Genomic DNA, 23,464 nt, shown 5'->3' on the forward strand with positions numbered 1-23,464 from the left:
GCGTCCGCGCACAGAGGCGCCCCGGAGACCGTCGGTCTCCGGGGCGCCTCGTCAATCCTCCATGTAGTTGCCGAACAGCCGCGTGGTCTCCGCCTCCTGCGCGATGCGCCGGATCGAGGAGACCACGGCGTCGCCGATCGCGGTCCAGATCACCACGGCCTCGGCCATGCTGTCGAGGTCGGGCCTTCTCATGATCGTCTCGATCTCCAGCCCCGCCAGCCGCCCGACCGTGTCGGCGTACTCGTCGAGCAGCGAGAAGTAGTCGTCCTGCCGCAGGCGGTGCATGGTGGCCAGCGCCTCGGCCAGGGTCTGCCGGGCCGGGTTGCGCGGCCCGACCTGCCAGCCGCGCTTGGCGAGGAGTTCGGCCACCTGGCGGTTCGCCTCGGCCCACGCCTCGTCCTCGACGTGCTCGCGCCGGGTGGTCAGGGCGTACTGCGCCTTGCCGAGCGCGCTGAGGCCGTTCATCTGCGAGTCCATGAGGAGGAGGACGTCACGGGCCGCGGCGATGCTCAGCCCGCCGACCTCGACGAGCGCTCTGGCCAGCTTCAGCCTGCGCAGGTGGCTCTCCTCGTACTGAGCCTGGTTGGGGCTGGTCCGCTCCCCTGGCGGCAGCAGCCCTTCCCGCATGTAGTACTTGATCGTCGGGATCGGCACCCCGCTGCGACGGCTCAGCTCCGCGATTCGCATACCTGTCCTCCTCCCTTGCGAAACGCCCCCTGTGATCAGGGGGAACGGCCCTATGTGACACGAGTCGATTCAGGATAGACAGCGAGCCTTCCGCTATCCACTTTCAACCGTCCTGAGCGACTGCGCCTCCCTGACCGGCACCACGAGGGCCGGGGGCCGGGAGGGCGTCAGCAGGGCCGCGACGGCGCCGAGGGCGAGGATGACCGTGCCCGCCCACAGCGCGGGCCGCAGGCCGGCCACGAAGGCCTCGGAGTCCGCGTAGCCGCCGGTGGCGGCGAACAGCCCCGACAGTACGGCGATGCCCATGACCACGCCGACCTGCCGCATCGAGCTGTTGACCCCGGAGGCCACGCCCTCCTCGGCCACGGAGACGAAGTCGAGCGTCTGGCGGGCGCTGAGCGCGAAGAACAGGCCCATGCCCAGCCCCGCGACCACCATCGCGGGCAGCAGCACGAGGTAGGAGACCGTCGGGGAGACGGTCAGCGCGAACCAGGCCAGCGCGCCGCCCTGCAGGAGCGCGCCCGCGACCATGAGCCGCCTGACGCCGAGCCGCTCGCCGAACATGCCCGCGAGCGGGGCGACGAGCACCGGCATCATGGTCCACGGCAGCGTGCGCAGCCCCGCGCCGGCCGGCGAGAAGTTCAGCACGTGCTGCAGGAACTGGGTCAGCAGGAAGACCGCGCCGAACATGCCGCCCTGGACGAGCAGCGCGACCAGGTTGGAGAGGGTGAACCCGCGGCTGCGGAACAGTCGGGGCGGGACCACCGGGTTGGCGACCGTACGCTCCCAGAACACGAACCACACCAGCAGCGCGGCCCCGGCCACGACGGGGGCGATCACCTGAAGGTTCCCCCAGCCGAGTGAGGTGCTGCGCACCATGCCGTAGACGACGCCCAGGAGCCCGAGCGTGACCAGGGCGGTGCCCCGGACGTCGAGGCGGCTGTAGGGGCCGTGGCTCTCCCGCAGGAAGCGGAAGGCCAGGGGCACCAGGATCAGCCCGATGGGGACGTTGATCCAGAAGACCCAGTGCCAGTCGCCGAGCTCGACGATGGCGCCGCCGATCCACGGGCCGATGGCGATGGCCAGCCCGCTCATGCCGCTGAGCCCGGCGATCGCCATGCCCCTGCGCTCCTGAGCGACGGACTGGACCACGAGGGTCAGCGCCAGCGGGAAGATGACCGAGGCCCCGACGCCCTGGACCGCACGGGCCAGGACGAGGAACCCCGCGGAGGTGGCCAGGGCCGCGGCCGCCGAGGCGACGGTGAACAGGGCCACCCCGCCGACGAAGACCCTGCGCCGGCCGAAGCGGTCACCGAGGATCGCGGCGGTGAGCAGGAAGATCGCGTAGGTCAGTGTGTAGGCGTTCACCGTCCACTCGAGGCTCTCCAGGGACGCACTGAACCGGTCACGAATAGTTGGCAACGCGGTGGTGACGACGAGGTTGTCCATCGACGCCATGAAGGCCGCAACCCCGGTGATCAGGAACGTGGGCAGGCCGCCGCCTCGCACATTCACAAGACGCCTCCATTCAAGGACCTTGCGAAGACTCATACGGATAGTAGATATTATCACTATCGGGTTTTTATCGATAGTAGTGATATCCACTATCCACTGGCGCCCATCGGGAGGGGAATGATGTTCTCCGCGCTTGGCAGGTTCGCCGCGAGACGCCGACTATGGGTCGTCATCGGCACGTTGCTCTTCACGGTCGTGGCCGGCGGCTGGGGGTCGGGCGTACTGAGCAGGCTCGGCGGCGGCGCGGGCTTCGACGACCCGGGAAGCGAGTCGGTGCACGCGGACGAGATCGTCGCGGGCCCCCTCGGCCGCTACGCGAACGACATCGTCGCTCTCTACGAGAGCCCGGACAAGACCGTCGACGACCCCGCCTTCGCGGGCCCCCTCCAGAGCGCTCTGGCGGCGGTGCCCCGCGACAACATCGTGCGCCTGGAGTCCTACTGGACGACCAAGTCACCGGACTTCGTCTCCAAGGACAAGCACGCCACCTACGTCACGATCCAGCTCAACGCGAGCGTCGACCAGCAGCGCGTGCTGCAACTGCGCGCGATCCAGGACAAGCTCAAGGTGAGCGGCCTGACGGTCCGCTACGGCGGGCTGACCTCGATGACCGACCAGGTGAACCGGCAGACGCTGCGCGACCTGCTGTTCGCCGAGGCTCTGTCCATCCCGCTCCTGCTGATCCTGCTGGTGTTCATCTTCCGCAGCCTCGTCGCGGCGGCGCTGCCGCTGCTCATCGGCTTCAGCGCGGCGTTCGGCTCGTTCGCGGTGCTGCGCTTCGTCACCCTCTTCACCGACATCTCGACGTTCGCGATCCAGGTGATCAGCATCCTGGGGCTCGGCCTGGCCATCGACTACGCGCTGCTCATGGTCAACCGGTTCCGCGAGGAGATGCGCGCCGGCCACTCGGTCGACGAGGCCGTACGGCGCACCATGGTCACCGCGGGCCGCACCATCGCCTTCTCCGGCCTGATCGTCGCCATGTCCTTCGCCGGACTGACGGTCTTCCCCTCCCGGTTCCTGCTCTCGATGGGCTACGCGGGCGCGGGCGTCACGCTGCTGGCGGTGCTGGCCACGCTCACCGTGCTGCCAGCCGTGCTCCGCTACGCCGGCCCCCGGGTCAACTCCCGCAGGGAGCGCCAGGGCCGGAACCTGACCGCCCCGATCACCGAGGGCCGCTGGTACCGTCTCGCGCACGCCGTCATGCGGCGCCCGCTGGCCGTCACCGCCGTCATCGTCGTGGTGCTGGTCGGCCTGGGCCTGCCCTTCCTCGGCGTCAACTGGGCCCGGCCCGGCGACTGGGTGCTGCCCGCCCAGGCGGACGCCCGCCTGGTGACCCAGAGGCTGGCCGCCGACTTCTCGCACGACCCCGCCAAGCTGGTGACCTCCGTCGTCGAGGGCAAGGCGGACGCCGCCGCCCTGGACGCCTACGCCCGCAGGCTGGACGCGGTCCCCGGAGTCGACAGCGTCCGGGTCACCGGTACCTCCGGCGACCAGGCCCGGCTCTCCCTCGGCTACTCCAGCGACGCGATGTCGCGGGAGGCCCGCCGGATGGTCGAGCAGGTGCGCGCGGTCCCGGCCCCGCCGGGCACCAAGGCGTCGTTCACCGGCATGCCCGCCTCGCGCGTCGACATCGTCGACATGGTCACCTCGCGGATGCCGTGGATGGCGCTGTTCGTCGCGGTGGTCTCGTTCGTGGTGCTGTTCCTGGCCTTCGGCTCCGTGGTGCTGCCGCTGAAGTCGGTGCTGCTGAACCTGCTGTCGCTGTCGGCCTCGTTCGGCGCCATCAAACTGATCTTCCAGGACGGCTGGCTCTCCGGGTTGCTGAACTTCGTGCCGGTCGGCGCGATCGACGTCAACTTCCCCGTCCTGATCGTGGCCATCGCCTTCGGTCTGGCGATGGACTACGAGGTCTTCCTGCTGTCGCGGATCCGCGAGGAGATGGAGCGGACCGGCGACCCGGTCGAGTCGATCGCCGTGGGCGTCCAGCACACGGCGCGGATCATCACCAGCGCCGCCCTGCTGCTGGTCGTCGTGGTCGGCGGCTTCGTGATCTCCGGCATCACCTTCATGAAGATGGCCGGTGTCGGCCTGATCATCGCGGTCGTGGTGGACGTGACGATCGTGCGCGGGCTGCTCGTGCCCGCGACCATGCGTCTGCTCGGCGCGTCCGCCTGGTGGGCCCCGGCTCCGCTCAAGCGGCTGTGGAACAGGTACGGCGTGCGCGAGACGAGCGGCGCCGGCGACATCGACATGACCCCCAAACCAGCAGGAGTGTGACCGATGGAATATCGCGTGCTCGGCCGTACCGGCCTGAAGGTGAGCAAGATCTGCCTGGGCGGCATGATGTTCGGCGCCTGGGGCAACTCCGACCACGAGGACTCCGCCAAGGTCATCGGCCAGGCGCTCGACGCCGGGGTCAACTTCGTCGACACCTCCGACAACTACTCGGCGGGCGAGTCCGAGGAGATCATCGGCAAGGCCCTGGCGGGCATGGGCGTGCGGGACAGGGTCGTGCTCGCCACCAAGTGCCACATGCCCATGGGCGAGGACCCGAACTCGCGCGGCAACTCCCGGCGGTGGATCTTCCAGGAGGTCGAGAACAGCCTGCGCCGGCTCGGCACCGACTGGATCGACCTCTACCAGATCCACCGTCCCGACCTCGTCACCGACATCGACGAGACCCTCGGCGCGCTCACCGACCTGGTGCGGGCCGGGAAGATCCGCTACTTCGGCACCTCGACCTTCCCTGCCCACCTGCTCGTCGAGGCCCACTGGACGTCGCAGGTGCGCGCCCGGGAGCGCTTCGTCTGCGAGCAGGCGCCGTACTCGGTGCTGGTGCGCGGTGTCGAGGCGGACGTGCTGCCGGTGTGCGAGAAGTACGGGACCGGGGTGATCACCTGGAGCCCGCTGGCCGGGGGCTGGCTGAGCGGGACCTACCGCAAGGGCAGGGAACTGCCGTTCACCATCCGCAGTTTCGTGCTGCCCGAGCGGTACGACATGGCCCTGGTCGAGAACCAGCGCAAGCTGGAGGCGGTCGAGGCGCTCGCCAACCTCGCCGAGCAGACGGGGATCACGCTGATCGAGCTCTCGCTCGCCTTCGTGCTCCAGCACCCCGCGGTCACCTCTGTGATCATCGGTCCCCGCACGTCGGATCATCTGGAGAGTCAGCTGAGCGCCGCCTCGGTGAAGCTGGAGGCGGGGGTGCTCGACGAGATCGACCACATCGTGCCGCCGGGCGTCACGCTGAATCCGCACGACGCGGGCTGGCGGCATCCGGCCCTGGAGGACCAGGCCAGACGGCGTCGTTGAAAATTCATTAAACTAATGAGCGGGGAGCGGTGGAATACTCCCCGAACACACGGCATCGCAGCCCGGACGGCCGTCCGCATTTAAAATATGAGCCCTCCTATATGTTTTGCGGGCGGCCACACAGGTTGTCGACACGAACAGTGAGAGTCCAAATACAGTTGATCATTTGTTTTTAGGGTGTCACTAACGTTGCACCGGATACGCCTTGCCTAGATAATGATGAGAGTGGGACCTGCTGCGCTGGCGTTCGGGGGAACATAACCGGCGATGCATTCCATGGTTCGCTTACTTCACCGCCAACCAGACCAGCCATAGCGAAGCGGTCCGATCAAGCTCGAAGTTCGTCCATTGAAATGCACGGGGATGACATGCAAGGGACCAGTATCGGCGCACTTCTAACACCTCACCAACGATTCACGTTAAACAGTTCAGCAATACTTGAAGCCTACGAAAGTCGGCTTCGGGCACTGGCCAGCCCGCTGGTCAGAACCTCCGAAACCTGGGAGGAATCCCGGCTGCAGGCCCAGCTCATACTCGCCGAGTGCGCCGAGAGCCTGCGGCCGGCCGGAAGGCGGGGACACCCGCAGTTCGCCGACCTGCCCGCGCACGCCACCGGTCATCTCGACCCGCTGGATGCCGCGCTCGGCTGGTCGGAGCTGTTCGACGCGGTCTGCGACCACCTGCCCGCGATCGTGCACGGCCACCCCGACGAGGCGGAGTTGCAGAAGGCGTTCCTGACGACGCTCAACAGGGGCATTCTCGCGCTCTCCCACGTCCTGTCGGCCAAGCAGGACATCATGGCGCTCGACCGCATCCACGAGACGCAGCTCGACGATCGCCACCGCCTGGCACGCGAGATCCACGACTGGGTCGGCAGCAGCGTCAGCATGGCGCTCCTCCACCTCGACCTGCTCGAGAACAACCAGCGGCCCACCGGCGGCACGGAAGTGGAGATCAGGAACATCCGCCGCGCGCTCTTCGAGATCTCGGAGGGTGCCCGGAGACTGGTCTCCGGGCTGCGCTGGCGCGTTCCAGAGCCTCCCCTCGAGGTGGCCCTGAAGGAGTTCGCCCACACCGCCGCCCCGCCGGACACCACCGTGGACATCGCCGTCCACGGAGACGAGCGGCTGCTGCCCGAGCACTACAAGAGCGAGATCTTCGCGGTGATCCGCGAGGGCATGCGCAACGCCTTCGCGCACTCGAAGGCCAAGAACGTGGTCACCCGCGTCGACATCGTCTCGGGAGACCTCCTCGCGACCGTCGACGACGACGGCACCGGGCTCATTCTCGCCGGAAAGGAGAACAGCGCCGGACTCTCCTCCATGAGGGAACGCATCGAGCTACTCCACGGGGTGTTCCACCTCGCCAGCCGCCTGTCCGCCGGCACGCGGCTCCGGATCTGGGTCCCGCTTCCAGGAGCGTTGTCATGCCGGAATCAAACGATCGTATCCGGATCGTCGTCGCCGACGATCACACCCTGTTCCGAGACGCCCTCTGCCAGGTGCTGAGGGCCGAGGACGACTTCCACGTCGTGGGAGACGCCTCGGACGGGCCCGCCGTGCTGTCGCTCGCCGCCCGCACCAAGCCGGACATCGTGCTGCTCGACGTGGAGATGCCGAACCATCATCCGGCGCACACCCTGCCCCGGCTCCTGGAGATCTCACCGCCGCCCAAGGTGATCATCCTGAGCATGCACGACGACCCTCAGCTCGTGCAGGACCTGCTCGGCGCGGGGGCCCACGGCTACCTGCACAAGGCCATCCGCAGCCAGGAGTTGCTCCTGGCCATCCGCAGTGTCCACGCGGGCTGTCACGGGGTCACGGTCCTGGTCTCGCAGGCGATCGCCCCGCCCCCACGCCCCGCTTCCCAGGGGGTTCTCACCGAGCGCGAGCAGGAGGTTCTGGCACTGGTGGCCAACGCTCTCAGCAACCGGCAGATCGCCGTCCAGCTGGCGATCACCGAGGGGACCGTCAAGCGGCACCTGCGCAACATCTTCGGCAAGCTGTCGGCGGTCTCCCGGATCGACGCGGTCAACAAGGCCGTCGTGGCCGCGCCGAGTTACCCGCTGATCCGCCCGCCCCAGGGGCAGCCTCCCCTTGCCAGCACGAAGTAGATAATGGATCGTTGTACTATCGATACCTGACTATCTATTTCATGGGAGACGCCGTGACGCGAACTCTCCGTGCCGTGCTGGGCTGGCACCGTCCGCTGGTCCTGTTCAGCGCCGCGCTGGCCTGCCTGGCCGTACTGTGCCTGGCCGGAATGGCCCTCGACGAGCGCATGCTCGACGGCTCGTCCGTCTGGCTCAAACCGCTCAAGTTCTCCCTCTCCTTCATGATCTACGGTCTGACCCTGGCCTGGCTTCTCCCGATGCTGCGCCGGACGCCGGACCTGGCCCGGAAGGTGGGGACCGTGATCGCCTCGCTCAGCACGATCGGGGTCGGCCTGATCACCTTTCAGGCCGCCCGGGGCAGGCACAGCCACTTCAACGTCAGCACCCCCCAGGACGCCGCCATCTTCGGCATCATGGGGACGCTCGTGACGCTGCTGGCGGTCATCACCATGATCGTCGCCGTGCTGGCGCTGAGCCAGCGGGGCGGCGACCGGGTCACCACGGCCGCGCTGCGCTTCGGGCTCCTGATCTGCGTGATGGGCATGATGGTGGCCTACTACATGGTGGGGGGCAGCGGGCGCGCCGAGGCCGCGGCCAGCGGAAGTCCGGCCGGGGGCGCGCACAGCGTCGGCGTCGCCGACGGCGGCCCCGGCATGCCGATCACCGGGTGGAGCACCACGGGAGGCGACATGCGCGCCCCGCACGCCGTGGGACTGCACGGCCTGCAGGCGATCCCGCTGTTCGCGCTCCTGCTGGCCGCGCTCGCCAGGCGCGTTCCCGCGCTGCGCGACGAGCGGGTCAAGCTCGGTCTGGTGTGGGTGGCCGGGCTGGGCTACGCCGGGCTCGTCGTGCTGCTGACCTGGCAGGCCCGCCGGGCGCAACCGCTGATCTATCCCGACTCGCTCACCCTGAGCGCGCTGGGCGGCCTGCTCGGCGCCACGGTGATCGCCGCGGGACTGGTCATCGCGTTCGGCCGGCGCCTGCCGCTGCGCGGCCCGGCCGTCACCGAAGGCGTGTCATGACGGTCGACACGCTCTTCGACGTCACCTTCCCGCTGGTCGTCCCGTTCTGGGCACTGATGATCATTGCCCCGACCTGGTCGGTCACGCACCGGATCAGTTCCTCGCCCCTGATCGTCCTGCCGCCGCTGGCGGTCTACCTCGTGCTGGTCGTCCCGCGCTTCTCCGCGCTCTGGGCGGTGGTCAGCACGACCGACCTGGACCTGATCACCGCGTTCTTCGGTCAGCGGGCGGGCGCGGCCATCCTGTGGGCGCACGTGATCGCCTTCGACCTGTTCGTCGGCCGCTGGATGTATCTCGACTCCCGCGAGCGCCGGGTCCACCCCCTGCTGATGGGGCCCGTCCTGCTGCTGACGATCCTGCTGTCCCCCATCGGGCTGATGGTCTACCTGGTGATCCGCTACGCCGTGGGACGTCCGGCTCCGGACGCCGCCGGCGAGAGGCGCCCACCCGTGACGTCCAAGGCGGGATGAGACGGACCGTCCGGTCCCGGCGAACCCGGCGAACCCGGCGACGCCGGGCCCCGGCACCCCCTCGGACACAGCCGGGCCGCGCCGGACGGCGGTCACGGTGACCCGGAACAGAAAGAGCCCAGACCGGAACGGTCTGGGCTCTTGCTCGGTGCGCCGCCAGGGACTCGAACCCCGGACCCGCTGATTAAGAGTCAGCTGCTCTAACCAACTGAGCTAGCGGCGCCTGCGATGGGATAACTCTAGCAGTCGCCGGGACGGCGACGCACATCGGAAACCGGGGCCGCGTCCCGCGGAGACTCCCTGCGGAGGACCCGTAGAAAAGGCTGGAGAAAAGACTCGGGGCCGGACAGTCCCCCAACTGTCCGGCCCCGGCCTCTTCGCGGACCCTTCCGTCGCCTCCCCCAAGACTCCGGAGATCCGCTCCGGGACGCGATCCCCCTCGCGTCCTGTATCCGGTGAAAAGTCCCTGCTATGCTCCCCCCGGGCTTCGCAGAACCCCTTGACCTGCTTCAACAGTACAGAAGCGAACGTAACAAGCACGTCATCCCAGGGTTGATTTTGGGCCTACAGCCGGAGATGACCCGGTATCACCGGCAAGGCCCTCCGAGCCTCCGCCCGGCGGCGTGACCGATCCGCCGGGGAGGCACGACGGGTCACTCGGGAAGCTCCAGCCTCACCTCGGTCTTCTCCCGCAGCGCCCGGCTCACCGTGCAGTATTTCTCCTCGACCCGCCGGGCCACCGCGCGGAAGACCTCGTCGGCCTTCTCGTCACCCTCGGGGAGCTCCACGTCGTAGGTGACGGTGATCGGGCCGAGCAGCGTCGGCTCGATCTTCTCCGCCTGGACGGTCATCGCCAGGCGGACCAGCCGGTGACCGCGCTTGGCGGTGAGGGGCTCCACGGTGACGATGTTGCAGCCGCCGAGGGCCGCCAGGAGCAGCTCGACCGGGGTGAACACCCCCTGCTCGTCACCGCCGCCCATGGCGACCTCGGCCCCTCGGTCGTTGCGCGCCACGAACCCGTCGTCGGTCCGCTCGACGTTCACCAGCGCCATGACACCCCTCTCCCGTCTCTGCCGCTCAGCCTACCCAAGCGATCAGGGCGGGCAGCGGCCCCGGGCCCGCTCGTGGATCTCCTCGTCCACCGCGTCACGGCGGCGAAGATCCACGAGCGGAACCCAGGGCCTGTCCTGTGGATCTTTTCGCCCACTGCGGTCACGGCGAAGTTCCACAGAACAGGCCCTAGGCGTCGGGGTGTTTCGACAGGTATTCGATGTAGAACGGCCGGAGCGCGTCGCCGAGCTGTCCCTCTCCCGAGGCCATCGCATCGCTGAGCAGGGCCGAGACACGGCTCAGGTCATTGGCCGTCTCGTCCTCGTTCCCGGTGGACGCCTCGGCGGCCGGGATCACTTTGAGCAGCTCCCACAGGAAGGCGAAGTCCCCGTGGCGCACGGCGTAGCGGACCGAACGATCATGTAGTTCCTGGGCCGACAGCGCCTCAAGCTGGTCCGTTTCCAACTGCCCCACCTCCTCACGCCCCTTCTGCCCCCGTAGAACCGCGATCATGCATGTTCGCCCGCCCGAGCGGCCGGGCACGCGTGTCAGCCGCCCAGGCGGACGATCATCTTGCCGGTGTTGGCGCCGCGCAGCATGTCGATGAAGGCGGCCGGGGCGTTCTCCAGGCCGTCGACCACCGTCTCCTCGAAGGTGATCCTGCCCTCGCGCAGCCAGCCGGCGACCTCGGCGGTCGCGGCGCCCAAGCGGTCGAAGTGGTCGCTCACGATGAAACCGCGCAGGGTGAGCCGCTTGCCGACCGCCAGGAAGAGGTTGCGCGGGCCCTCGGGCGGCTCGGTCGCGTTGTAGGCGGAGATCGCGCCGCACATCGCGGTCCTGCCGTACGGCCTGAACGCCCCGAGCGCCGCCTCCAGGTGGTCGCCGCCGACGTTGTCGAAGTAGACGTCGATCCCGTCCGGGGCCGCCTGGGCGAGCAGGTCGGCGACCGGACCCCTGCGGTAGTTGAAGGCGGCGTGGAAGCCGAGCTTTCCGGTCAGATAGGCGACCTTCTCGTCCGTGCCCGCGCTGCCCACGACCCGGGAGGCGCCCTTCAGCCTGGCGATCTGCCCGGCCAGGCTGCCCACCGCCCCGGCCGCGCCGGAGACGAAGACCACGTCGCCCTCCTTGAGGCCGGCGATGTCGAGCAGGCCGACGTAGGCGGTGAGTCCGGGCATGCCGAGCACCCCGAGATAGGCCGACAGCGGGATGCCGGGGATCTCCTCGACGCGGCGGCCCTGCCCCGGGCCGAGAAGGGCGTGGTCGCGCCAGCCGTAGGAGTGCAGGACGAAGTCGCCGGGCGCGAAGCCGGGCGCGCGCGACTCGACGACCTCGCCGACCGCGCCGCCGTCGAGGGGGCGGCCGAGCTCGAACGGCGGGGTGTAGGACTTGACGTCGTTCATCCGTCCCCGCATGTACGGATCGACGCTCATGAAGAGGTTGCGGACGAGGATCTGACCCTCGCCCGGAGCGGGCAGCTCCGTCCGCGCGAACTCGAAGTTCTCCGGCGTCGGCCACCCGGAGGGCCGGGAGGCGAGCCGGAACTCCCTCGAAACGACCGTACGGCCCCCGGATCCCGGGCCGCCGGACGTACCGCCGGACGTGTTGTCGGGTGTGGTCTCGGACATGGTGCGGATCCCCTCGACGGTCGTGTTCCCCCGGAGGGCCGTCCTCCCGGCTCCCCTGTCCATCATCGCCCAGAACACGGTCGCCGTCCGGCGATCTTCCTTCCCCTGCGGCGCGGGCGCGGCGCGTCCTCGGCCCCTCCTGCCCGGTTCACCGGCGCCACGGCCGGGCGACCCGGCCCACCTGGGAAGACGCCGAACCCTCCCCGTGACGATCATCGCCCGGCCGCGAGAAGCCCCACATCTACGCGCGACAGGCGCCACGAACGGCGCGGAACTGTCTAGTGTCCAGGTATATCCGCTGCCGCCGGTACGGATCTACCGCCCATCGATCTCCCATGCGAGGATGCCGGAACGTGAGAATCATCATCAAAATCCTGGCTGTGGCGGCCGCCCTGTGGGCGGCCACCCAGCTCGTGGAGGGCATCACGGTCTCCGCGGCGAGCACCACGAACAGAATCGGCGTGCTGATCGCGGTCGCGCTCGTCTTCGGCATCGTCAACGCGGTGCTCAAGCCGATCATCAAGGTCCTCGGCTGTGCCTTCTACGTGCTCACACTGGGCCTGTTCGCCCTGGTGGTGAACGCGGGCCTGCTGTTGCTCACGAGCTGGATCGCCGCCCAGCTCCACCTGCCGTTCCACGTCGACGGCTTCTGGGCCGCGTTCTGGGGCGCGATCCTCGTCGGTCTGGTGAGCTGGCTGCTCGACCTGGTCCTCGGTGACTGACACCCGGCGGCGGCCGTCCGAGACTTCTCATGACGGCCGCCGGCCGGGCGGCGGTGCCCCGACGACCATCAGACGGTGCCATGGTCGTCCCGCGACCGTTTCACGGCCTCATGACGGCGATTTTCCCCCCACCGAGGCAGGTCACCGGGGTGGAAGCCCCCGATCGTGTCGCCGAATGCCAAGTCCTGGCGGCGACATACTCATAGCACCACGATAGGGACGTTCTGAGAGAGCCGCTCCTTGTGTCCGTGCCGTTACGTTGACGGCACCCCCCGACACGAGGAGATCACATGCTCCGCAGCAATGCCGTGACAGCAGGTCTCACGCTCGCTCTCACTCTGGCCGCGGCCCCGGCCATCGCCTTCGCGAACACCGGCGCCTCCGCCGACCCCCTCTATCCCCAGGCCAAGGCCGACGCGGCCGCCGTCGTCAAGCCCGCTCCCGAGCTGGTCTCCGCGCTCACCCGCGACCTCGGCATCACCGGCGAGCAGGCCTCTGCCCGCCTGGTCAACGAGAACGCGGCGAGCAAGGTGGAGCCCACCGTCGCCAAGCAGCTCGGCGTGGCCTACGGCGGCGCCTGGGTCACCGGCCCCACCTCCGAACTGGTCGTGGCGACGAGCGACTCCAAGCAGCTCGCCACCATCCTCAAGACCGGAGCCCAGGCCAAGCTGGTCAAGCACCCGCTGTCCGCCCTCAACGCGGCCAAGGCCCGCCTCGACCAGCGCGCGAGCGGCGTCGCGCCCAAGTCGGTCGCCTCCTGGTTCGTCGACGTGCGCACCAACGGCATCGTCGTGCAGGCCACCGACGTGGCCGCGGGACAGGCGTTCGTGGACGCCAGCGGCGCCGACAAGTCCCTCGTCAAGGTCGAGAAGACCGACGAGCTGCCCAGGACGTTCTACGACCTGCGCGGCGGCGACGCCTACTACATCGGCAGCGGCAGCCGCTGCTCGATCGGCTTCTCCATCACCCGCGGCGGCCAGGGCGGCTTCGTCTCCGCCGGGCACTGCGGCACGACCGGTTCCTCGACCAGCGGCTCGAACCGGGTCGCGCAGGGCACCTTCCAGGGATCGGTCTTCCCGGGCAACGACTACTCCTACGTCGCGACCAACTCCAACTGGACCCCGCGCGGCGTCGTCGTCCAGAACGGTGCCACGATCCCGGTGAACGGCTCGACCGTGGCCCAGGTCGGCTCCTCGGTCTGCCGCTCCGGCTCGACCACCGGCTGGCACTGCGGCACCGTCCAGCAGCTCAACAGCAGCGTGACCTACCAGGAGGGCACCGTCAGCGGTGTCACCCGCACCAACGTCTGCGCCGAGCCCGGTGACTCCGGCGGCTCGTTCATCTCCGGCGACCAGGCCCAGGGCGTCACCTCCGGCGGCACCGGCAACTGCTCCTCCGGCGGTACGACCTACTTCCAGCCGGTCAACCCGATCCTGCAGGCGTACGGCCTCACCCTGGTCACCAGCGGCGGCGGGAACCCGACCCCCACCCCGACCACGACCACGACGCAGCAGCCGGGCGGCACCTGGGCCGCCGGCACCGCCTACACCTCGGGCGCGACGGTGACCTACGGCGGCTCGACCTACCGGTGCCTCCAGGCCCACACCGCGCAGCCGGGCTGGGAGCCGCCGAACGTCCCCGCGCTCTGGCAGCGCGTCTGACCGGAGCGACGGCCTCCGGGCCGGAGCAGGGTCACACGGATTCCCTGACAGCGCATCACCCAGAAAGCGCGTCACCAGGAAGGCGTCTCACCCGGAACGCGAGAAACAGATAAAACGAGGAACCGGCCCCTACCCGGGCCATCCGGTCCCCGCGGGCCCGGTATCGAGCGACAACCGCCCGGTGCCGGGCCCGTCCCGTCGCCGGACCTCCGCGGTGAGGTCGGCCGAACCCCCGTGCTGAGGTCAGCCGACCGAACCGCGCTCCCGCAGCTGGGGCGCCTGGACGATGCGGCGCCGGCCGGCGCCGCCGTCGGCGGCGGCCACGATCGTACGGACCGCCGCGCGGACGATGCCGTCGATGTCCCAGTCGACCGTGGTCAGTCCCGGGGTGAGCAGGCCGGACATGGGGTGGTCGTCGTAGCCCATCACGGACACGTCCGAGGGGATCGCCAGGCCGCGCTCGGCACAGGCCGCGTAGACCCCGTAGGCGATCGAGTCGGCGAAGCAGAAGAACACCCGGTGCCCACCGGCGAGCATCGCGTCGGCGACGCCCGTGGCGGCCGTGAGCGCCTGGGGCGCGGTGACCACCTCGATGTCCAGGCCGAGCCGCCCCGCCTCGGCGAGCACGTGCACGTCCGCGGGACGGTCGGTGGTGCTGGCCCGGGTGGGGGTGAGGACGGCGATGCGCCGGTGCCCCCGGTTCCGCAGGTGTTCGAGCGCCATGGTGACACCGGTGCGGTTGTCGAACACGACCTCCCCCGCCGTGCGCGCCCCGGCCAGCGAGTCGCCGATCGACACCACCGGCAGGCTCTCGCACAGCTCGGCCCACAGCGCCGCCGCGGGATCGACCGGCTGCACGATCAGGCCGTCGACCCGCTGGTCACGCAGCTGCCTGGCCAGGGTCCGCTCCCGGACGGGGTCACCGGCGGCGTCCAGGATCAGCGCGTAACGGTCGTTGTCCTTGAGCGCCCGGCCGATGCCGACGGCCAGCGCCTGCTGCCAGAGGTCCTCCAGCGAGTCACAGAGCAGGCCGATCGTCCCGGTCCTGCCGCTGGCGAGCGCACGGGCGATCGGGTCCGCCTCGTAGCCGAGCTCCGCGGCCACGCGCCGCACCCGCTCGATGGTCTCCTCGGACACCTGCATGCCTCGCAGGGCATACGAAACCGAAGCCGGGGAGAGACCGGTGGCCTTCGCCACCTCGCGTATCGTCGCTCGTTTCCGTGGCTGGGGCACCTGTCCACCCTATGCCTCAACCTCCGTCCCAGACGGGCTCTCCACCGGATCAGGATGGTTTGTGACATTGACTCCCATAGGGTGAAGCGGTTCACTGAAACGGTTCACTGAACCGCGTCACTCCAGGACGTAGTAAGGTCAGAGCCGTTACCTATATTCTAGGTAGGGAATACCTCGAAAGGGAGGGGGGAAATGTCCGTCGACGTGCACCAGCACCTGTGGACGCCCGCGTTCGTGGACGCGCTGCGGAGCCGTACGGCTCCGCCCCGCCTGGACGGCTGGACCCTGCACCTGGACGGTGAGCCCGCCTACGAGGTCGACCCCGCCGACCACGACCCGGCCGGGCGCCTGGCGCGCGACGAGGATCTGGAGCTGGCGCTGGTCTCGCTGTCCAGCCCGCTCGGCATCGAGGCACTCCCGCCCGAGGACGCCTGGCCGATCATCGACGCCTACCACGACGACGCCCTCGGCCTGCCCGCCCCGTTCGGCGCCTGGGCGGCGACCTGCCTCGGCGACATCGACCCCGCCAGACTCGCCAAGGACCTCGACCGGGGATTCGCCGGGCTCCAGCTGCCCGCGACGGCCGTGTGGGACGAGGCGGGCCTGGCGCGGGTCGCGCCGCTGCTCGACGTGCTCACCGAACACGACCTGCCGCTCTTCGTGCACCCGGGCCCGGCGACCGGTCCCGAGGGGACCGGGGGAACCGGGGGACCCGGCTGGTGGCCGGCGGTCGTGCCGTACGTCCAGCAGATGCACGCCTCCTGGTTCGCCTTCGCCGCCTTCGGCCGCCCGCGCCACCCCCGGCTACGGGTCTGCTTCGCGCTGCTGGCGGGGCTGGCCCCGCTCCACTCCGAACGGCTGATCAACCGGGGCGGGGAGAGCCGGGGCCTGGTGGACCCGGAGATGTTCCTGGAGACCTCCTCCTACGGCCCGCGCGCCATCGACGCGATCATCCGCGAACTCGGCGTCGACGTCGTGGTCAACGGTTCCGACCAGCCCTACGCCACCGCACCGGACCCCGCGCTCGGCGACGCCGCCCGGCACGCCATCGCGGTCATCAATCCCAGTCGTCTGCTGAACCGGAAGGAGTCGCGCACGTGAACGTGGACAAGTCCCAGGGCAGCGAGCGCTGCCGCGAACGCGGCGCGCTCCGGGGAGGCCGGCGATGACCTACGAGACCCTGCCCGCCCGCACCCTCGACCGGCGCGAGCTGCGTGACCTGGTCGACGAGCTGGCCGCCGACCCGTCACGCTGGGAGGACCAGGTGGACTTCCCCGAGGAGGGGGGCCGCCACTACGCCTCTCTCTACCGGGACGCCTACGTCGACGTCTGGCTGCTGTGCTGGCGTCCCGAGGACGACACCGGCTGGCACGACCACGACATCTCCTCGGGCGCGGTCCGGGTGGTGAGCGGGACCCTGCTGGAGTGCAACCCGCGCATCGGCGGCGAACACGTGGAGACCGCGGTCTCCGCGGGCGAGTCGTTCTCCTTCGGTCCCGACCACATCCACCGGCTGACCGGCGCCGTCGACGGCAGCGTCTCGATCCACGCCTACTCGCCGCCGCTGTGGCGTCTCGGCCAGTACTCGATCAGCGACGGCGGTGTGATGCGCCGCGTCTCGGTCAGCTACGCCGACGAGCTGAGGCCCCTGGACGGCCTGGACGACCTCGACGAGGCGGCCCGGGTCGGCGAGGTCGCCGTCGTGTAGGGACGGGCCGCCGGCGGTCACCCTGGCGGGGGTGGCCGCCGACGGCCGCGCGTCTCCCGCGGGAGGCTCCGGTCCCCGGCTAGCGAAGGCGTTCCCTGACGGCCCTGGCCGTGCCCGGGTCGTCGGCGAAGACGCCGTCCAGCCCCAGGCCGTAGAGCTTCTCCAGCCAGCCGGCCACGTCGCCGGTGGCACGCGGGAAGGCGGGGTTGGCCGGGTCGCCGAGCCGGAAGTCCGCCGGGAGCTGGGAGTTCTCGGGCCGGACGGTCCAGGTGTGGACCTGCAGCCCGGCCCGGTGGGCGTCCTGGACGAGAGGGGTCGGCTGCTGGGTGCGGCCCTGCGCGTCGACGGGGACGATCCGCCGGGTGTCCACGCCGACGCCGTCGGCGTAGCCCGCCACCTCACGCAGCCCCGCGGGGGTGACCATGGTGTCGTAGGTGCGCGGATCCCCGGCCGCCGTCCAGTCGTACGGCGCGCCGGTCGCGTTGATCAGCTGGATCAGCGGAAGCCGGGTCTTCTTCCTGAGGTCGCGCAGGTTGGCGGTCTCGAACGACTGGATGAAGACCGGGTCGCGCCGCCCGCGCCAGCCGTACCTGGCGAGTACCTCCAGCAGCGGCTCCTCCAGGGAGAGCCCGATGGAGTCGAAGTAGCCGGGGTGCTTGGTCTCGGGATAGACGCCGACCCCGTGCTTCTGCGCGAGCTGGACGACCTCCTCGAAGGTCGGGATCTGGGCGAGCCCGTTGAAGACGGTGTTCTCCGGGCGCAGGTCGGGGATGCGCTCCTCGGCCCTGAGCGTCTTCAGCTCCGCGAGGGTGAAGTCCTCGGTGAACCAGCCGGTGACGGGCCGCCCGTCGACGGTCTTGGTGGTACGGCGGGCCGTGAACTCCGGGTGGTTCTCCACGTCGGTGGTGCCGGAGATCTCGTTCTCGTGCCGGGCGACCAGCACGTGGTCCTTGGTGGAGACCAGGTCGGGCTCGATGTAGTCGGCGCCGAGCGCGATCGCGGTCTCGTAGGAGAGCAGGGTGTGTTCCGGCCGGTAGGCGCTGGCGCCCCGGTGGCCGATGACGATGGGCTCGCGGCCTCGGTTGTCGGCCGTCGCGGGCTGGGGTTGCTGCAGCACGACCGCGACGGTGCCGCTCACGAGAACGGCCAGCGCCACGGCGGAAAGCCTACGGATCATGTGCAGGACGCTAGGAGCGGGAGGTGGCCGCCGGGTGCCGGGAACACGACGGGCACCGCACGCGGAGGTGGCCGGGCGGGGACGCGCAGGTCAAGCCCCCCGCCCGGCCGAAGGCCCACGGAACCCGAAGCCCCGCAGAACCCGGAGGCCCACGGAACTCGGAGGCTCACGGGGCCCGGAGGCTCACGGGGCCCGGAGGCTCAGAAGGGATACGAGGCGATGTCCCCCTGCATGGTCACCCACCGGGTCTCGGTGAACGCCTCGACGTTCGCCCTGCCACCGCCGAAGCGCGATCCGGTGCCGGAGGCGCGCAGCCCGCCGAACGGCGCCACCGCCTCGTCGTCGACGGTCTGGTCGTTGACGTGGACGATTCCGGTGGGGATGAGGTCGGCCAGCGCCAGTCCCCGCATCGCGTCCCGGGTGAGGATGCCCAGGGACAGGCCGTACTCGCTGTCCGAGGCCAGCGCGGCGGCCTCCTCGATCGTGGAGAACGGCATGACCGGCGCCACCGGCCCGAACACCTCCTGCGCGTAGGCCGGAGCCCCCTGGGGCAGGTCCGCGAGCACCGTCGGACGGTAGAACAGCCCCTCGTAGGTGCCGCCGGCGGCCAGCCGCGCCCCGGCGTCGACGCTGCCGGTGACCAGGGCGTGGACCTTGTCCCGCTGGCCCGCGTCGATCAGCGGGCCGAGCGCGACCCGCCCGCCCGCCGGGTCGCCGACCGGCAGGTGGTCGGCCTTCTCCGCGAGCCGCGCGACATACTCGCCGGCGATCGAGGAGTGCACCAGGTGACGGCCCGTCGTCATGCAGATCTGCCCCTGGTGCAGGAAGGAACCCCAGGCGCCCGCGGAGACCGCCAGGTCCAGGTCCACGTCGTCCAGCACGACCAGCGCGGAGTTGCCGCCGAGTTCCAGGTGGGCCCGCTTGAGCAGCCGCCCGCACGCCTCGCCGACCCGGCGGCCCGCCGCCGTCGAACCGGTGAAGGAGATCACCGGCACCAGCGGGTCCTCGACCAGGGCCTGGCCGGTCTCGACGCCGCCGGGCAGTACGTGGAGCAGCCCCTGGGGCAGCCCGGCCTCCTCGAAGACGCGGGCGATCGAGAAACCACCGGAGACGGCGGTGCGCAGGTCGGGCTTGAGGATCACCGCGTTGCCCAGCGCGAGCGCCGGGGCGACCGAGCGGATGGCGAGGATCAGCGGGAAGTTGAACGGCGAGATCACCCCGACGACCCCGGCCGGGACGCGGCGGGCCATGCTGAGCCGCTTCTTGGCGGTCGGCAGGATCTCCCCCAGCGGCTGGGAGGCCAGCGCGGCCGCCTCGTAGCACTCCTGCGCCGCGATGTGCGTCTCCGTGCCCGCCTTGGCGCCGACCGACCCGGTCTCGCGGATCAGCCAGTGCTGGATGTCCCCCTCGTGCTCCTCGAACAGCCGTCCGGCCCGCCGCAGCACCGCCGCCCGCTCCTCGAACGAGGTCGCCGCCCACTCCCGCTGAGCCCGTACGGCCAGCGCGACCGCCGCCGCCACGTCCTCGGGGCCGGCGACCCCGATCCGCCCGAGTTCGGCTCCGGTCGCGGGCTCGACCACGGCGGCGTCCCCGCCCCGCGGAACGGTCCACCCGTCCCCGAAGACCAGCCCCGTCCACGTTTTGGCGTCCATCAGCGTCATGGGGTCTCCCTCTGTGCAAGGCATGGTGGTTCGAGGATCGACATGTTCAAAAATGAACATTCGTCCGCAGGACGAACCTACACAGAGAGGACACCCGCTGACCATGACGTCTTTACCCGCCCCCCACCCGGAAACCTCTCACCGGAGAGCGGGCGGGGCGGGCGAGAGGAGAGACATCTCCGGCCCGAAGAGGTCTTTTCCATTTGTCCCGACACCTTCCCGGCCGCATGACAATCTGTCGTCATGACATTTCTGGACGTGACCATGATCTCGTCGGCACGCGGCGGACTGTTCTCGGGAGTGTTCTCCAGGGGCGGGGCCGCGCCCGAGGTGTCGGACGCGGCGTGGCTGGCCGCGATGCTGGACGTGGAGGCGGCGCTGGCCACGGCGCAGGCGAAGATGGGGCTGGTGCCGCGGGAGGCGGCTTCGGCGGTGCGGGAGGCCTGCCGGCCGGAGCACTTCGACCTGGCCGGGCTGGGGAGCGCGGCCGTGGCGACGGGCAACCCCGTGATCCCGATGGTCGCCGCCCTGCGCGGGCGGGTGGAACCCGGGCTGCGGCGGTTCGTGCACCACGGCGCGACCAGCCAGGACATCAACGACACGGCGTCGATGCTGGTCGCCGCCCGTGCCCTGGCTCCGCTCACGGCCGACCTGTCCGCCTGCGCGGGAGCGTGCGCCCGGCTGGCCGCGGAGTACCGCGACACGGTGATGGCGGGGCGCACGTTCCTGCAGCACGCCGTACCGATCACCTTCGGCCTGAAGGCCGCCGGCTGGCTGAGCGCCCTGGACCAGGGGCTTTCGGGTCTGATGGAGCTGCGGCTGCCCGTCCAGTACGGCGGGGCCGCGGGCACCCTGGCCGTCCTCGGCGGCCGGGGCCACGAGGTGCTGCCGCACTTCGCGGCCGAGCTGGACCTGGCCGAGCCGGTCCTCCCCTGGCACACCGACCGGACCCCGGTCACCCGGCTGGCCTGCGCCCTCGGCACCGTGGCCGGAACGCTCGGAAAGATCGCCACCGATGTGAAGCTGCTGTCCCAGACCGAGGTGGCGGAGGCGGCCGAACCCTCGGCACCGGGCCGGGGCGGCTCCAGCGCGATGCCGCACAAGCGCAATCCGGTGGGCGCGTTGTCGGTGCTGGCCTGCGTGCAGCGCGTACCCGGCCTGGTGTCCTCCACGCTCGGCGGCATGACGTCCCACGAGCACGAGCGCGCGACCGGGCCCTGGCACGCCGAGTGGGAGACGCTGAGCGACCTGCTCAGGCTCACCGGCAGCGCGGCGGCCTGGCTCCGCGAGGCACTGGAGGGGCTGACCGTGGACAGCGCGCGGATGCGGGCCAACCTCGACGCGACGAGGGGACTGCTGATGGCCGAGCACGTCGTCGTCACACTCGGCGGCACCCCGCAGGCCCGCACGCTGGTGGACGCCGCCTGCGCCAGGGCCGCCGACGAGGGCGCGACGCTGCGGGAGGTACTGCTCGCCGACCCCCGCGTGAACCTGACCGCCGCGGAGGTGGACGCCGCCCTGGACCCGGCGGCCCATCTCGGCTCGGCCCGCGCCTTCGTGGACCGGGCACTGCACGCCCACACCCACACCCACCCCCGGCCCCTCTGACCCTCTGACCCGGAAACCCGGTGACGTACGGCGTGGCCGTCCCAGCGGACCCGGACCCGGTCCCGGACTCGGACCCGGCCCCCGGCCCGCCGCCGGGCCCGCCCTCTAAAGGCTGATCGGCCGAACAGGATCACCTTTCACGACACGGTGTCATCACACCGCGTAACTCGCCGATACGTTGGGTCATTCGTGCTACGAAGAGCTCGCTGATCTTTCCAAAGCATCTCAGGAGGATTCGATGCGACTCATCCGCACGGGCCGCGCCATCGCCCTGGCCACCGTTCTGCTCACCGGTTCCTTCCTCGCGGCTCCCGCGGCCGGTGCCGCCGCGGCCGACGGGATGACGAAACCCGGGCTCAGGTTCAGAACGACCCTGGTGGCCCGGCACAGCGGCAAGTGTCTGGACGTGTCGGGCGTCAGCACGCAGACCGGCGCCAACGTCCACCAGTGGACCTGCATCTACAACCAGCCCAACCAGGAGTGGAACCTGGTGGCGACCAGCGACGGCTACTACACCCTGAGGGCCACGCACAGCGGCAAGTGCCTGGACGTGTCGGGCGTCAGCAACGAGGACGGCGCCAACGTCTACCAGTGGCCCTGCATCCGCAACCAGCCCAACCAGGAGTGGAGGCTCGTCCAGCGGGACAACGGCTACTTCATCCTCGTCGCCCGCCACAGCGGCAAGTGCCTGGACGTCGCGGGCGTCAGCACCGACGACGGCGCCAACGTCCACCAGTGGACCTGCATCTACAACCAGCCGAACCAGGAATGGCGGCTCGCCTGAGCCTCCGGCACCGGACGCCGGGCGCCGGGTGGCCCGCCTCTCCCGGCGGGTGACGGCGGAGGCGGCCACGACGACCCCTGACGTTCCCGGCCGCGGTGCCCGGCCGGGAACGTCCGGACGGTCCCACGCGCCCGCCGGATCTACACGCGTTGGACGGCTCCGTCGAGCAGGGCCAGGACGGTGACGCCGAAGTCGTGGATGGTCGCCGACAGTTCCTCCGAGGCCAGCTCCGGGGCGATCACCACCAGCGAGCCGCGCATGAGCGCCAGGCCGACCAGGGTCGTCATGGCCAGGGTGCACGTCAGCGGCCAGGTCACCAGCAGAACGTCCGACTTCTCCAGCGCGACGAGCTTGTCCAGCTCGCACATCCGCCAGATCAGGTCCTCGTGCGTGAACACGCCGCCGTCCTCGACCTGCAGCGCGGGCTGGACGGACGGGTCGAGGGGCGGCAGGGGCATCGGGGTGAGCAGCAGCAGGTCGGCGAAGTCGACGGTGTCACGCGCCTGGCCGAACGCGATCACCTGCCGGACCCTGGAGACGTCCGCTGCCCGTACCGACGTCTCCGCCAGGCCGGGAGTCGTGATCAGCAGCCGCGCGTCCCATCGGTCCAGCAGCTCGCCCATCTCCCCGCTCCTGGAGGCGATGGGCGCCGCCACCCCGCCCGCGGCGATGACGGTGTGCACCGCGAGGGTCTGGGCGGCCACGTTGTCCACGTGGATGCCCGCCACCTGCCGTCCCCTGGCGCCTCTCCGGACCAGCCCCGAGGCTGCCCGCGTCACCTCATCGGCCAGGCGGCGGTAGCCGTACACCACCCCGGCGCCGAGATCGATCAACGCGGGCCGGTCACCTCGCTCGTGCGCGCAACCGAACACCGCCTCGGTGACGGTGCCCCTGATGGACGAGGAGGTGGGTCTCATGCCGCCGACCGTACGGCCGGTCACTCCGCACGGGCATCGACAGATATATGTAAATGAGTGTGTATCCGGGCCCGCCCCCTCTAGCGAGCCTTTCCCCGCTCCCCGTTTCTTTGCCGCCCGCTTCCCCGTTTTCCCACCTCATCGGTGATGTGCCGGACATCTCGCCGGCCCCTCGCCGGTAAGGTTCCGAAAGATTTCG

At 70.3% G+C, this 23,464-nt stretch carries 21 protein-coding genes and 1 tRNA gene; 12 read left to right on the forward strand and 10 right to left on the reverse strand.

Translation table 11 applies throughout. The features are described 5' to 3' along the window. Nucleotides 1-51 precede the first annotated feature (51 nt). Together AB0N02_RS29010 and AB0N02_RS29015 are read right to left on the reverse strand one after the other, a co-directional pair. Nucleotides 52-687, reverse strand: a complete 636-nt coding sequence (locus AB0N02_RS29010; RefSeq protein ID WP_363952861.1) for a MerR family transcriptional regulator — start codon at nt 685-687, stop codon at nt 52-54. Nucleotides 688-780: 93 nt separating this feature from the next. Further along, the gene (locus tag AB0N02_RS29015) at nt 781-2,202 is read right to left on the reverse strand and encodes a DHA2 family efflux MFS transporter permease subunit (RefSeq protein WP_363952863.1); all 1,422 of its coding nucleotides are present in this window, start codon (nt 2,200-2,202) and stop codon (nt 781-783) included. 120 nt (nt 2,203-2,322) lie between these two features. Between AB0N02_RS29015 and AB0N02_RS29020 the strand changes: the two genes are divergently transcribed. From AB0N02_RS29020 to AB0N02_RS29045, 6 genes are all read left to right on the forward strand, one after another. Next, complete coding sequence (locus AB0N02_RS29020) at nt 2,323-4,482, forward strand: MMPL family transporter (RefSeq protein WP_363952865.1); 2,160 nt, start codon at nt 2,323-2,325, stop codon at nt 4,480-4,482. Between the two features lie 3 nt (nt 4,483-4,485). After that, complete coding sequence (locus AB0N02_RS29025) at nt 4,486-5,514, forward strand: aldo/keto reductase (protein ID WP_363952867.1); 1,029 nt, start codon at nt 4,486-4,488, stop codon at nt 5,512-5,514. 368 nt (nt 5,515-5,882) lie between these two features. Next, nucleotides 5,883-7,022, forward strand: coding sequence for a histidine kinase (locus AB0N02_RS29030; protein WP_363952869.1), 1,140 nt, complete (start codon nt 5,883-5,885; stop codon nt 7,020-7,022). Beyond that, a complete protein-coding gene (locus tag AB0N02_RS29035) occupies nt 6,941-7,627 on the forward strand; it encodes a response regulator transcription factor (protein ID WP_363952871.1) in 687 nt (228 codons plus the stop codon). The genes AB0N02_RS29030 and AB0N02_RS29035 overlap by 82 nt, the downstream gene beginning before the upstream one ends. A 53-nt stretch (nt 7,628-7,680) precedes the next feature. Then, entirely contained in the window at nt 7,681-8,649 is a 969-nt protein-coding gene (locus tag AB0N02_RS29040; RefSeq protein ID WP_363952873.1) for a hypothetical protein, read from the forward strand. Next, on the forward strand, nt 8,646-9,119 hold the full coding sequence (locus tag AB0N02_RS29045) for an ABA4-like family protein (RefSeq protein ID WP_363952875.1): 474 nt from the start codon (nt 8,646-8,648) through the stop codon (nt 9,117-9,119). The genes AB0N02_RS29040 and AB0N02_RS29045 overlap by 4 nt, the downstream gene beginning before the upstream one ends. Before the next feature lie 149 nt (nt 9,120-9,268). Here AB0N02_RS29045 and AB0N02_RS29050 read toward each other — a convergent pair. The 4 genes from AB0N02_RS29050 to AB0N02_RS29065 form a co-directional block, all read right to left on the reverse strand. Beyond that, nucleotides 9,269-9,342, reverse strand: a tRNA-Lys gene (locus tag AB0N02_RS29050). Between the two features lie 430 nt (nt 9,343-9,772). Beyond that, the gene (locus AB0N02_RS29055; protein WP_363952877.1) at nt 9,773-10,171 is read right to left on the reverse strand and encodes an OsmC family protein; all 399 of its coding nucleotides are present in this window, start codon (nt 10,169-10,171) and stop codon (nt 9,773-9,775) included. A gap of 187 nt (nt 10,172-10,358) precedes the next feature. After that, entirely contained in the window at nt 10,359-10,643 is a 285-nt protein-coding gene (locus AB0N02_RS29060; RefSeq protein WP_363952920.1) for a hypothetical protein, read from the reverse strand. Nucleotides 10,644-10,717: 74 nt separating this feature from the next. Continuing rightward, nucleotides 10,718-11,794 (reverse strand): NADP-dependent oxidoreductase, encoded by a 1,077-nt coding sequence (locus tag AB0N02_RS29065; RefSeq protein ID WP_363952879.1) that lies wholly within the window; start codon nt 11,792-11,794, stop codon nt 10,718-10,720. 353 nt (nt 11,795-12,147) lie between these two features. On the opposite strand from AB0N02_RS29065, the gene AB0N02_RS29070 reads away from it, so the two are divergent. Both AB0N02_RS29070 and AB0N02_RS29075 read left to right on the forward strand, forming a co-directional pair. After that, nucleotides 12,148-12,516, forward strand: a complete 369-nt coding sequence (locus AB0N02_RS29070) for a phage holin family protein (RefSeq protein WP_363952881.1) — start codon at nt 12,148-12,150, stop codon at nt 12,514-12,516. A gap of 290 nt (nt 12,517-12,806) precedes the next feature. Then, a complete protein-coding gene (locus AB0N02_RS29075) occupies nt 12,807-14,177 on the forward strand; it encodes a carbohydrate-binding protein (RefSeq protein WP_363952883.1) in 1,371 nt (456 codons plus the stop codon). 243 nt (nt 14,178-14,420) lie between these two features. Here AB0N02_RS29075 and AB0N02_RS29080 read toward each other — a convergent pair whose 3' ends face one another. Then, a complete protein-coding gene (locus AB0N02_RS29080) occupies nt 14,421-15,410 on the reverse strand; it encodes a LacI family DNA-binding transcriptional regulator (protein ID WP_363952885.1) in 990 nt (329 codons plus the stop codon). 192 nt (nt 15,411-15,602) lie between these two features. Here AB0N02_RS29080 and AB0N02_RS29085 point away from each other — a divergent pair, with 192 nt between their 5' ends. After that, nucleotides 15,603-16,511, forward strand: coding sequence for an amidohydrolase (locus tag AB0N02_RS29085; protein WP_363952887.1), 909 nt, complete (start codon nt 15,603-15,605; stop codon nt 16,509-16,511). A gap of 64 nt (nt 16,512-16,575) precedes the next feature. Next, entirely contained in the window at nt 16,576-17,118 is a 543-nt protein-coding gene (locus AB0N02_RS29090) for a cysteine dioxygenase family protein (RefSeq protein WP_363952889.1), read from the forward strand. 79 nt (nt 17,119-17,197) lie between these two features. Here the strand turns inward: AB0N02_RS29090 and AB0N02_RS29095 are convergent, their stop codons facing one another. Together AB0N02_RS29095 and AB0N02_RS29100 are read right to left on the reverse strand one after the other, a co-directional pair. After that, entirely contained in the window at nt 17,198-18,295 is a 1,098-nt protein-coding gene (locus tag AB0N02_RS29095; protein ID WP_363952890.1) for a glycerophosphodiester phosphodiesterase, read from the reverse strand. Nucleotides 18,296-18,495: 200 nt separating this feature from the next. Further along, nucleotides 18,496-19,956, reverse strand: a complete 1,461-nt coding sequence (locus AB0N02_RS29100; protein WP_363952892.1) for a benzaldehyde dehydrogenase — start codon at nt 19,954-19,956, stop codon at nt 18,496-18,498. Nucleotides 19,957-20,199: 243 nt separating this feature from the next. On the opposite strand from AB0N02_RS29100, the gene pcaB reads away from it, so the two are divergent. Both pcaB and AB0N02_RS29110 read left to right on the forward strand, forming a co-directional pair. After that, nucleotides 20,200-21,564: a 3-carboxy-cis,cis-muconate cycloisomerase gene (gene pcaB, locus AB0N02_RS29105; RefSeq protein ID WP_363952894.1), complete on the forward strand. Its 1,365-nt coding sequence runs from the start codon at nt 20,200-20,202 to the stop codon at nt 21,562-21,564. A 238-nt stretch (nt 21,565-21,802) separates the two neighbouring features. After that, complete coding sequence (locus tag AB0N02_RS29110; RefSeq protein WP_363952896.1) at nt 21,803-22,348, forward strand: RICIN domain-containing protein; 546 nt, start codon at nt 21,803-21,805, stop codon at nt 22,346-22,348. A 140-nt stretch (nt 22,349-22,488) separates the two neighbouring features. Here the strand turns inward: AB0N02_RS29110 and AB0N02_RS29115 are convergent, their stop codons facing one another. Beyond that, nucleotides 22,489-23,265: an AMP-binding protein gene (locus AB0N02_RS29115; protein ID WP_363952898.1), complete on the reverse strand. Its 777-nt coding sequence runs from the start codon at nt 23,263-23,265 to the stop codon at nt 22,489-22,491. Nucleotides 23,266-23,464 lie beyond the last annotated feature (199 nt).

This window comes from Streptosporangium sp. NPDC051022, from assembly GCF_040683035.1.
Classification (GTDB): Bacteria; Actinomycetota; Actinomycetes; order Streptosporangiales; family Streptosporangiaceae; genus Streptosporangium.